At 70.2% G+C, this 9,234-nt stretch carries 7 protein-coding genes, 3 tRNA genes and 3 pseudogenes; 8 read left to right on the forward strand and 5 right to left on the reverse strand.

Annotation, left to right across the window (positions count from 1 at the left end):
• The 3 genes and pseudogenes from E1211_RS27365 to E1211_RS27375 form a co-directional block, all read left to right on the forward strand.
• A pseudogene (locus E1211_RS27365) lies at positions 1-112 on the forward strand (aminoacyl-tRNA hydrolase); the annotation flags it as partial.
• Positions 113-269: 157 nt separating this feature from the next.
• Positions 270-1,271 (forward strand): aldo/keto reductase, encoded by a 1,002-nt coding sequence (locus E1211_RS27370; RefSeq protein ID WP_132352332.1) that lies wholly within the window; start codon positions 270-272, stop codon positions 1,269-1,271.
• A 163-nt stretch (positions 1,272-1,434) separates the two neighbouring features.
• Complete coding sequence (locus E1211_RS27375; protein ID WP_132352334.1) at positions 1,435-2,034, forward strand: TetR family transcriptional regulator; 600 nt, start codon at positions 1,435-1,437, stop codon at positions 2,032-2,034.
• Positions 2,035-2,070: 36 nt separating this feature from the next.
• Here the strand turns inward: E1211_RS27375 and E1211_RS27380 are convergent.
• Positions 2,071-2,364: pseudogene (locus tag E1211_RS27380) on the reverse strand (3-methyladenine DNA glycosylase); the annotation flags it as partial.
• A 25-nt stretch (positions 2,365-2,389) separates the two neighbouring features.
• Here E1211_RS27380 and E1211_RS27385 point away from each other — a divergent pair.
• Positions 2,390-3,784 (forward strand): recombinase family protein, encoded by a 1,395-nt coding sequence (locus E1211_RS27385; RefSeq protein WP_165947355.1) that lies wholly within the window; start codon positions 2,390-2,392, stop codon positions 3,782-3,784.
• A gap of 332 nt (positions 3,785-4,116) precedes the next feature.
• Here E1211_RS27385 and E1211_RS27390 read toward each other — a convergent pair whose 3' ends face one another.
• The 4 genes and pseudogenes from E1211_RS27390 to E1211_RS27405 all read right to left on the reverse strand — a co-directional run bounded on the left by E1211_RS27390 (position 4,117) and on the right by E1211_RS27405 (position 7,573).
• A complete protein-coding gene (locus E1211_RS27390) occupies positions 4,117-4,488 on the reverse strand; it encodes a hypothetical protein (protein ID WP_132352338.1) in 372 nt (123 codons plus the stop codon).
• Between the two features lie 196 nt (positions 4,489-4,684).
• Positions 4,685-5,578, reverse strand: a complete 894-nt coding sequence (locus tag E1211_RS27395) for a 3-methyladenine DNA glycosylase (protein WP_132352340.1) — start codon at positions 5,576-5,578, stop codon at positions 4,685-4,687.
• A 77-nt stretch (positions 5,579-5,655) separates the two neighbouring features.
• Positions 5,656-6,180: pseudogene (locus tag E1211_RS27400) on the reverse strand (3-methyladenine DNA glycosylase); the annotation flags it as partial.
• Positions 6,181-6,214: 34 nt separating this feature from the next.
• Positions 6,215-7,573, reverse strand: a complete 1,359-nt coding sequence (locus E1211_RS27405; protein ID WP_132352342.1) for a hypothetical protein — start codon at positions 7,571-7,573, stop codon at positions 6,215-6,217.
• Between the two features lie 244 nt (positions 7,574-7,817).
• On the opposite strand from E1211_RS27405, the gene E1211_RS27410 reads away from it, so the two are divergent.
• From E1211_RS27410 to E1211_RS27425, 4 genes are all read left to right on the forward strand, one after another.
• Entirely contained in the window at positions 7,818-8,621 is an 804-nt protein-coding gene (locus E1211_RS27410) for a fumarylacetoacetate hydrolase family protein (protein ID WP_132352344.1), read from the forward strand.
• Between the two features lie 108 nt (positions 8,622-8,729).
• A tRNA-Gln gene (locus E1211_RS27415) sits at positions 8,730-8,801 on the forward strand.
• A gap of 125 nt (positions 8,802-8,926) precedes the next feature.
• Positions 8,927-8,999 (forward strand) — tRNA-Glu (locus tag E1211_RS27420).
• 147 nt (positions 9,000-9,146) lie between these two features.
• Positions 9,147-9,219 (forward strand) — tRNA-Glu (locus tag E1211_RS27425).
• The last annotated feature ends 15 nt before the right edge of the window (positions 9,220-9,234 follow it).

The raw sequence follows: 9,234 nt of genomic DNA on the forward strand, positions 1-9,234 counted from the left end.
GCCCCCGCCCCGCCGGCCGACCCGGCCGTCGCGCGGGGCCAAGGAACGCCGCTTGGCCGAGAAGAAGCGCCAGTCCCAGCGCAAACGGGAACGCCGCGTCGACGGCGAGTAGCGGCGACGATCGGTCCCGCTCCCGCGACCCGGGGTGAACATCGCATTTCAGGCAGCCTCCCTGCCCGTTGGCGTCACCCATGGTCGAGTGACAGAAATGAGAATCTGTCATCGAGATGATGTAGGCTTCCAGCTGCCAACACGACGAGAGGACTCCCATGGAAACTCGGACGCTCGGCAGCACCGGCCCGACCGTCTCCGCGTTGGGGCTCGGCCTGATGGGCATGTCAGACCTGTACGGCGCCGCCGACGAGACCGAAAGCATCGCCACGATCCATGCCGCCCTCGACGCCGGGGTGACCCTGCTCGACACCGGCGACTTCTACGGCATGGGGCACAACGAGATGCTGCTCCGTGACGCGCTGCGCGGCCGCAACCGCGAGAACGCCGTCATCAGCGTCAAGTTCGGCTCCCTGCGGGACCCCGAGGGCGGCTGGTCCGGTGTGTACGACGTGCGTCCCGCCGCGATCAAGAACTTCCTCGCTTACACGCTGCGCCGGCTCGGCACCGACTACGTCGACATCTACCGCCCGTCCCGGCTGAGCCCCGAGGTTCCCGTCGAGGACGTGGTCGGCACCCTCGGCGAGCTGGTCGCCGCCGGCCACGTCCGGCACATCGGCCTCTCCGAGGTGGGCGCGGACACGCTGCGCCGGGCCCACCGGGTGCACCCGATCTCCGATCTGCAGATCGAGTACTCGCTCATCTCGCGGGGCATCGAGCACGAGATCCTGCCGACGGCCCGCGAGCTGGGCGTGGGGGTTACCGCGTACGGGGTGCTCTCCCGCGGCCTGATCAGCGGCCACTGGTCGGCGGAGCGCGCCACCGGCCCGGCCGACTTCCGAACCCACCTGCCCCGGTTCACTGGCGAGAACCTGGGCCGCAACCTCGCCCTCGTCGACCAGTTGCGGGCGATCGCCGAGGCTCGTGGCGTCAGCGTCGCCCAGATCGCCATCGCCTGGGTGCTCGCCCGGGGTGCGGACATCGTGCCGCTGGTCGGCGCTCGTCGCCGTGACCGGCTCACCGAGGCCCTCGGCGCGACGGCGGTCACGCTGACCGACGCCGACCTGGCCGCCATCGAGGCCGCCGTCCCGGCCGGTGCGGTCGCCGGCACCCGGTACGCCGAGGCGCAGTTGGCGAGCCTGGACAGCGAGCGGTCATGACCGGCGCGGGACAGGGACGCCGCCCGGTTGCGACCGGGGTTGGCACGCCGCTGGTCGCCGCCGACGGTGTCCCTGGCCCCGGTGTGGACGGAAGCGTGCCGGAAGGCGGCCGGGCGGCGGGGGGCGCGGCGGCGCGTGTCCCGCGATCAGGGACGCTGTAGCGATGAGCAGCGACCCCGGCACCCTGTCCGCCGAGCGCATCCTCGACACCGCCGAGGAGGTCCTGCGCCGCTACGGCCCGGCGAAGGCGACCGTGCTGGACGTCGCCCGGGCCCTCGGCGTCAGCCACGGCAGTGTCTACCGGCACTTCCCGAGCAAGGCGGCGTTGCGGGCCGCGGTCACGGAACGGTGGCTCACCCGGATCTCCACGCCCCTCGCCGGGGTCGCGGGGGCCGAGGGGCCGGCCGGAGAGCGGCTGCGTCGGTGGCTGTTCGAGCTGAACCGCGCCAAGCGACGGATCTCCCGTGAGGATCCGGAGCTGTTCGACACGTTCCACCTGCTGGCCGCCCAGTCCGAAGGGGTCGTGGAGGCCCACCGCGAGGTGCTCACCGGTCAGCTCACGGTGATCGTCGCCGACGGGGTGGCCAGCGGGGAGTTCGACGTGGCGGACCCCGCCCTCGCGGCGCGGGCGGTGCTGCAGGCCACCACCCGGTTCCACCATCCGGCCCACGTGTCGGAGTGGGACGAGCCGGTCCTGGAGGACGAACTGGCGCTGGTGCTGGCGCTGCTTCTCGACGGCCTGCGCGTGCGCCGGGCGAGCTGAGCGGCGCTCCTTTGCTGTCCGTCGGCGGGCAGCGCCTCACCCCTCGCACGGCCGGGCAGGCCGGTCGCACTCCGCGATCAGGCGTGCCCGCAGCGGCGCGGCGCGCTCGGCGAACGAGCGCTGCGCCTGCACGTACTCGTGCCGGCCCTCGACGGTCTCCACCCGCACCGGCGGGTAGCCCAGATCGGCGAGGTCGTACGGCGACGCCCGCATGTCCAGCGTGCGGATCTCGCGGGCCAGCGCGAAGGCGTCGGCGACCAACTCGCTCGGGACCAGCGGGGAGAGCTTGTACGCCCACTTGTAGAGATCCCTGCGTATCCTCATGCCAGGCAACTTCGAGGGAGGGAACGCAGGGATGGACGTCGTCATCTACGCACGGCTCAGCCTGGACAAGCTGGGTAACGAGCTGGGCGTTGATCGGCAGCTCGAAGCCTGCCGGGAGTTGGCAGCTCGTCAGGGCTGGACGGTGACGCGGGAGCTGATCGACAACAGCATCAGCGCCACGACCGGCCGGGTCCGGCCGGCGTTCGAGAAGCTGCTCACCCTGAGCCCGAAGCCGGACGCCATCATCGTCTGGCATCTCGACCGGCTCGTCCGCCTCACCCGTGAGCTGGACCGGGTGATCAGCTACGGCGTACCCGTCCACGCCGTGACCGCAGGGATGCTGGACTTGAGCAACCCGACCGGCATCCTGATGGCGAACGTGGTCACGGCGTTCTCTCAGTTCGAGGGCCAGCAGAAGGCTGCTCGTCAGCGTCTGGCAGCCACGCAGCGCGCTTCCCAGGGCCGACCCTGGTGGTCAGCTCGACCCTTCGGATACGAGCGCGACGGAACACCTCGTGGTGGTGAAGCCGAGGCCGTTCAGCGTGCGTACCAGGATCTGTTGGCGGGGCGCTCCCTCTTGTCGATCGCCGACGAGTGGAACCGTCAGGGCATGCTCACCACCAGGGGAAGGAGATGGACGGGAGCAACCGTTCGTCAGCTCCTCATGTCTGCCAGGAACTGCGCTATCCGGACGTACGCAGGGGATGAGGTTGGCCCGGGTAACTGGGATGCCCTGGTGCCCGAGGAGATCTACCGGTCCGCTGTCCGTGTGCTCAACTCTCCTACCCGTAAGACTGGTGGTGGCGGTCCCCGTCGCAGCCTGCTGACGGGCGTCGCTACCTGTGCCAACTGTGGTGGCCCCATCCGCACGGCATGGCGTGGACGGAAGGGCGAGCAGGGTAGCTACGCCGTCTATGAGTGCAAGTTCAAGCACTGCGTATCCCACCGTCAGGACGAGGCTGACACCATGGTCAGTGAGCGTGTGATCCGGTTCCTGACCGCGCCGCAGTTCGCGGAAGCGTTCGAGCAGAGCGAGGATGACCTGCCTGCTCAGCAGATGAGGGACGAGCTGGGGAGCCTGCGGTCACGGCTCGATGATCTGGCCACCGATTACGCTGCCGGGCTCGTTACGCGATCGCAGTTCCTGACTGCATCCCAGACCATGCGCAGTCGGGTGGATGAGTTGGAGGATCAGCTATCCCAGTTGGGGAGTGACAGCGCCGTCAAGGGCGTCACCGGGATGACGGACGAGCAGGTGCGCCGTCACTGGGACGGGTTGGACGTAGACCGCAAGCGGTCCCTGATCCTCGCGGTTGTCGTGAGCTGTCGTCTCCGCCAGAAGGGGCGTGGCGTTCGCCGCACCGATGAGCGGCATGTCGATGTGTTGTTCAGGGCGGGAGACCCCGCGAAGGTTGCGAGCATCTGACCCGGGGGAGGACCGAACCGGGGAGAGGGCCCCGAAGGGGCTCATCTTCGGACTCCTGATCTTCGGGCTCTCCGCCGACGCATGAACCAGGTAGTGCAGCGATCCTGTGGCGCGGACGCTTCGCGGCAGCGCCCCTGCATCCCAGTGCTACTGGTATCCAGCTATATACGGATTAGAGACCCTTCGGGGTCTATCTAAGATCTACTGCTTACAGGTTATGGATCTACAGCAGAACAGCACTACTCCTACGGAGTAGTTCCTTGGTACGCGCGCGCAGGGGCGCGCGCCTACGCGCGTAGGAGGAACATCCTCCCCGGCTTCCCGCAGCTGCGTCACCCTGCCGACGTTGGCGCTCCTGACAGCTCGGCCAGCAGTTCCTGCGAGGGCCGCAACGGTGCGAGGAGGTCTTGCACGTATGCCGCACGTTGTTCGTCGCTGGCGTCCTGCCACCACTCGCCTGCCTGAGCCAGGTGAGCGCGGACGGCCTCTACGCGGTGGGGGTGCGCATCGGCGTTCCGCCAGGTGTGCCATCCTTGGCCCGGGTCGGCGGCCTCAAGGGCGTCAACCAGGCGATGCTGGATGGCGGCTATGAACGGGCTGCCTGCGTAGACGCTTCCAAGGTCCTCGGACTTGCACTCCATGAGCATGCGATGAAGCGCCAGGACCTCGTAGTAGCCCTCGACTCGTACCGCCTCGACATCCACCGCTCAAGCTTGCCCGATGCCGTCGGCCTGGCTCTTGGCCGGCTCCATCGCTCCCTGAGGATCTTCAACCCTCCCAGAGCGCCGCTGAGTCATCGAGTTGACCTTGGGGCCAGATCCCCGCTTCTGGGCAACCTTGGAACCGGGGCAAGATGGTGGATGCTATGACGCAGCGGTGCGGAGAGGGTGTCTCAGGGGGTCATGCCCCCACCCTTGCCGGTGGCTCCGCTCCGTCAAGCAGCGCCGCACACACATCGATCAACCGGGCGCGTAGTCGGCCCGCGCGCTGCGAGAACTCGCGTTGACGAGCGACGTACTCGGCCTTGCCCTCGGGTGTCTCGATGGCCACCGCCGGTTCCCCGTAGGAGGAGAAGTCGTACGGGGACGCCTGCATGTCGAGTAGCCGGATGTCCCTCGCCAGCTCGAAGCAGTCGAGCGCCAGATCCCCCGGAACCGCAGGGCCCAGCTTGGTTGCCCACTTGTGGCAGTCCATCGAGGCATGCAAGCAGCCCGGCTGGTCAAGCTCTACCTGGCTCTCCCTCGTTGGTTGGAGCCGGTTGAGGCTGACCGCGTCAGGGGTGAAGAACCGGAACGCATCGAAGTGCGTGCAGCGGATCTGGTGAGACTCGACTACCGCGTCAGTTCCCTCTTGCCCAAGTCGCAGGGGGAGTGGATGCCGATGTTCCCGTTGGCGGTACACCATCGCCCACTCGTGCAGGCCGAAGCAGCCAGTGAAGGCTGGTCGTGACGCGATCGCGGACATCAGTCGATGGATGAAGCGCACCGACTCGGCCCGGTCGGCGAGGAACGCTGCGACGTCGAAGCCCACGACTCCGTCCGCGTCCGTGGCGTACCAACGCCACAGTCGGTGTGGGGCAGGGCCGTTCGGTCCGGGCTCCAAGGAGATGCCGACGCCCGGGTGCCAGCGTCGGAGCACGGAGGGCCTGGTGCCGTAGTAGTCGTACAAGAAGTCATCGATCGCGTGGCGTTCCCTGGTGGCCTTGCGGGCTCGATGTCCGGCAGTGAGGGAGTCGGCGCGCTCCTCGTGTGCCCGTGAGAGGGCAGCCCAGGTGGAAGCGGGCAGGGGAGTCACTGGTCTCGACCCCTGTTGTCCGCTTCGTGCCGCTTCGATACCCCCCACCTTCGGAAGGTGCCTGAGTTGCGCATGCGCAGATCCATGTTGGCGTGCAGGCAGCCCGGCTGCTCCAGCGTGTGCTGTGTCTCCCTGGACGGGGCGAGCAGGTTCAGCGGCCGGGCCGGGGCGGTGAAGAACCGGTACGCGTCGAAGTGGCTGCACCGGATCCGGTTCGCCTCCACCGTCCGAGCGGTCTCCTCCGGGCTGAGCCGCAGCGGCCAGGCGTTGTGCCGTACCTCCGCCTGGGTCTGCCGGTAGACCATCGCCCACTCGTGCATCCCGAAGCAGCCGAGGTGCGGTTGGCGGCCGGCGGTCGCGGCGAGGAGCGTACGGATCCAGTCGATCGACTCGGCGCGCCGGGCGCGCACCGCGGTCGTGTCGAGGGTCACACCCTCGCCGGTCGCGCGGTAGTCGCGACCGAACTCGGTCAGGTCGGCGCCGCGCAGCAGCACGCCCGGCCCGGGGTGCCAGCGACGCAGCTGCGCCGGGCGGTGCGAATAGTGCCGCGCCTGCCAGTCGGCCGCGTCGAGCACGGCTACCGGGGTGAGGGCGGCGGTCATCGCACCAGCGTACGACCGCCACCCACCCGGCCGGTCAGGGCACGTCCACCCGCACACCGGGGGAGAAGACCCCGCTGCGCAGCTCCAGCTGCTTCGGCGGCTCCCGCCCGTCGACGCTGAAGACCAACGGCAGGACCACCCGGCTCCCGGCCGCCAGCGGCTGGGCGAAGACGTCCCGACCGAGGTTGGCCATCCGGGTCGCCGGCTCGTCGGTGGTCACGAAGCGGCCACCCGGCAGGTACGCCCGCTGCAACTCCCCGTGCCAGGCCTGATGCTCCGGGGTCAGGTTGCGAACCCCGACGGTGGCCTGACACTGCCGGCGGCCGGCGTCGCCCGGCGCGGCGCAGGCGACCCGGTACACGGTGAACTCGAAGGCCGACTCGCGCAGCGGCACCCCCATCGGCCCGGCGACGCCCTTGCCGTGCCAGGCACCGCTCGTCGGCTGGCTGTCGGTGTCGATCGAGGTGACCTGGCGGGTGGCCGTCCAGCCGGCCACGCCGACCACCCCGGCGAGGACCGCCACGGCCGAGGTGACGAGCAGCCAGACGGGGGGCTTACGCCGCCGTACCGTCGCCCGGGGCGTGGCCGGGCGGGGGTAGATGGTGCCGCGACCGTGCCGGGGGTCGCGGGCGGCTCCCTCGCCGCCGTCGCCGGCGGCGAGGGCCGAGGCGACCGGCCGCCGCCGTCGCCGCCACAGCCACCACCCCGTCGTCCCGCCGAGCAGCACCACGGCGGCCGGCACGCCGACCAGTACCGGCGTCCGCTGCCACGCCGGGGTCGACGTGTCCTTCTCGGGCGCACCCGCCGCCGCGTTCCAGGTGGCGGTGGCGCAGTCGTACGGCCGCTTGCCGTCGCTGGTGAAGGCGCAGGCGGGTGCCGTCATCGGCTGACCCGTCGGCGCCTGCGCCAACGAGGTGTTCAGCGTGGTGACGCTGTTCGCCGGCAGCTTCAGCCGCCAGGTCACCTCGCTCGCCGACTGGCCCGCGATGCGGCTGGCCTGGCCGCCGGCCGAGATGATCGAGGGCGCGGCTCCGGCCGGCAACTCCTGCCGGACGGTGGTGTCCACCGGCGAGCCGCCGGTGTTGCGCACGTGGATCCGGTACGCCGGGGCCGGTGTGGGCACCGGGGCCACCGCGACGCTGACCGGCGGTTTCGGTGGCGGTGGCAGCGCCCGGGTGGGCGTGGGGACCGCCGGCGGCGCCGCGGGCATGCCCGGCTGCTGGGACGGCGACGGCGAAGAACCCGAGGACGAGGGCTCCGGCGCCACCGCCGGTCGTGGCCGCGCGGCGGCCGGGTCGGGCATCACCGCGGGCAGGGCCGGCACGGCGGCGAGGATGCCGAGGCAGTGTACGAACACCGCGAGGGCCTTGTGGTGTCGTGTCGATGCAGGCATGCGAACGAACCTCCGGAGCCGACGCTAGGGGCGGGGACACGTCGTGCGGGTACGACTTGGCCAAACCCGCCCGGCCGGCCGCCGGGTCGCGTACGCTCCGCGGCCCCGCCCGCCGCAGGGCACTCCCGCGCCCAGTGGCCGTCGCGTGGCGTGCCGGTTCGCGTCGTACCCTCCGCTGATGCTCGCCGGGCCCCGCCTGCGGCGTCGGCGGTGGCCGCGGCGGCGGCCGGGCTAGATTTGCCGGGTGCGTATCGTTCGTTTCGCTCATGCCAATGGATTTTCGTTCGGGGTCGCCGAGGGCGAGACGTCGGCCGGGCTGGAGGGCCTGACCGTCGCCGAGATCGAGGGGCACCCCTTCGGCGAGATCAAGTTCACCGGCGCCCGCTGGGCCCTCTCCGATGTGCGGCTGCTCTCGCCGATCCTGCCGAGCAAGGTCGTCTGCGTCGGCCGCAACTACGCCGAGCACGCCGCCGAGCACGGCAGCGAGGTCCCGAAGGAGCCGCTGCTCTTCCTCAAACCGTCCACCTCGGTGATCGGTCCGCGCGACGCGATCCGGCTGCCGATCTTCTCGAAGCAGGTCGAGCACGAGGCGGAGCTCGCCGTGGTGATCGGGGCGACGGGTGCCCGCCGCGCCGACCGGGCCGCCGCGGAGCGGGCCATCTTCGGCTACACCTGTGCCAACGATGTGACCGCCCGGGACCTCCAGCGTTCCGACGGCCAGTGGACCCGGGCGAAGGGCTTCGACTCGTTCTGCCCCATCGGCCCCTGGATCACCACCGGCCTGGACGTCTCCGACCTCGAGATCCGGTGCGAGGTGGGTCCCGACCCGGACGCCATGGAGGTGCGCCAGCTGGGGCGTACCCGGGACATGGTCTTCGACGTGCCGGCGCTCGTCTCGTACATCTCGCACGTGATGACGCTGCTACCCGGCGACATCGTTCTGACCGGTACGCCGGCGGGGGTTAGCCCGCTCACCGACGGGGATACGGTCACGGTGCGGATCGAGGGGATCGGCGAGCTCACCAACCCGGTGCTACCGGTCGCCTGATCCGGCTCCGACGCCCTGAAACCGCAGCTCAGGCTGGGTTTGGGGGGTTGGATTTGGCCTGTTGGCGGCGGGAGGGTAAAGTTCATTCCCGGCGCCGCAAGGGGCCAATGGGGTATGGGGTAATTGGCAGCCCGACTGATTCTGGTTCAGTTAGTCTAGGTTCGAGTCCTGGTACCCCAGCAACCGGTGTTCGCGAGAACGCCGGTCGCTGGATTCTGAAGTCCGCGCTCTGCTCCGTGAGGGGTCGGGCAGGTGTCTGATAGGGTTCAGCGGCGCCGCTCGCAGGAGCGGTAAGGGAAGGTTCTGGCCCCGTCGTCTAGCGGCCCAGGACGCCGCCCTCTCAAGGCGGTAGCGCCGGTTCGAATCCGGTCGGGGCTACATCGGGTGCGGCCCGTCTCGTTTCGGCGAGGCGGGCCGTTCCTTCTGCGGGGTCTACCCGCGTGGACCCGGTCCACACCCCTCGGCGGGGCGTCGCTAAACTACAGCGGCACCGCCCACCGGGCGGGTGTAGCACGGAATGTGCCTGGCCCCGTCGTCTAGCGGCCCAGGACGCCGCCCTCTCAAGGCGGTAGCGCCGGTTCGAATCCGGTCGGGGCTACGTCACGGGAAGGCC

The organism is Micromonospora sp. 15K316 (assembly GCF_004348525.1).
GTDB lineage: Bacteria > Actinomycetota > Actinomycetes > Mycobacteriales > Micromonosporaceae > Micromonospora.

What these genes read in the sequence shown, in the direction of transcription:
- E1211_RS27370 (WP_132352332.1), top strand. Translation starts at nt 270, where the DNA reads ATGGAAACTCGGACGCTCGGCAGCACCGGCCCGACCGTCTCCGCGTTG.
- E1211_RS27375 (WP_132352334.1), top strand. Translation starts at nt 1,435, where the DNA reads ATGAGCAGCGACCCCGGCACCCTGTCCGCCGAGCGCATCCTCGACACC.
- E1211_RS27385 (WP_165947355.1), top strand. Translation starts at nt 2,390, where the DNA reads ATGGACGTCGTCATCTACGCACGGCTCAGCCTGGACAAGCTGGGTAAC.
- E1211_RS27405 (WP_132352342.1), bottom strand. Translation starts at nt 7,573, where the DNA reads ATGCCTGCATCGACACGACACCACAAGGCCCTCGCGGTGTTCGTACAC.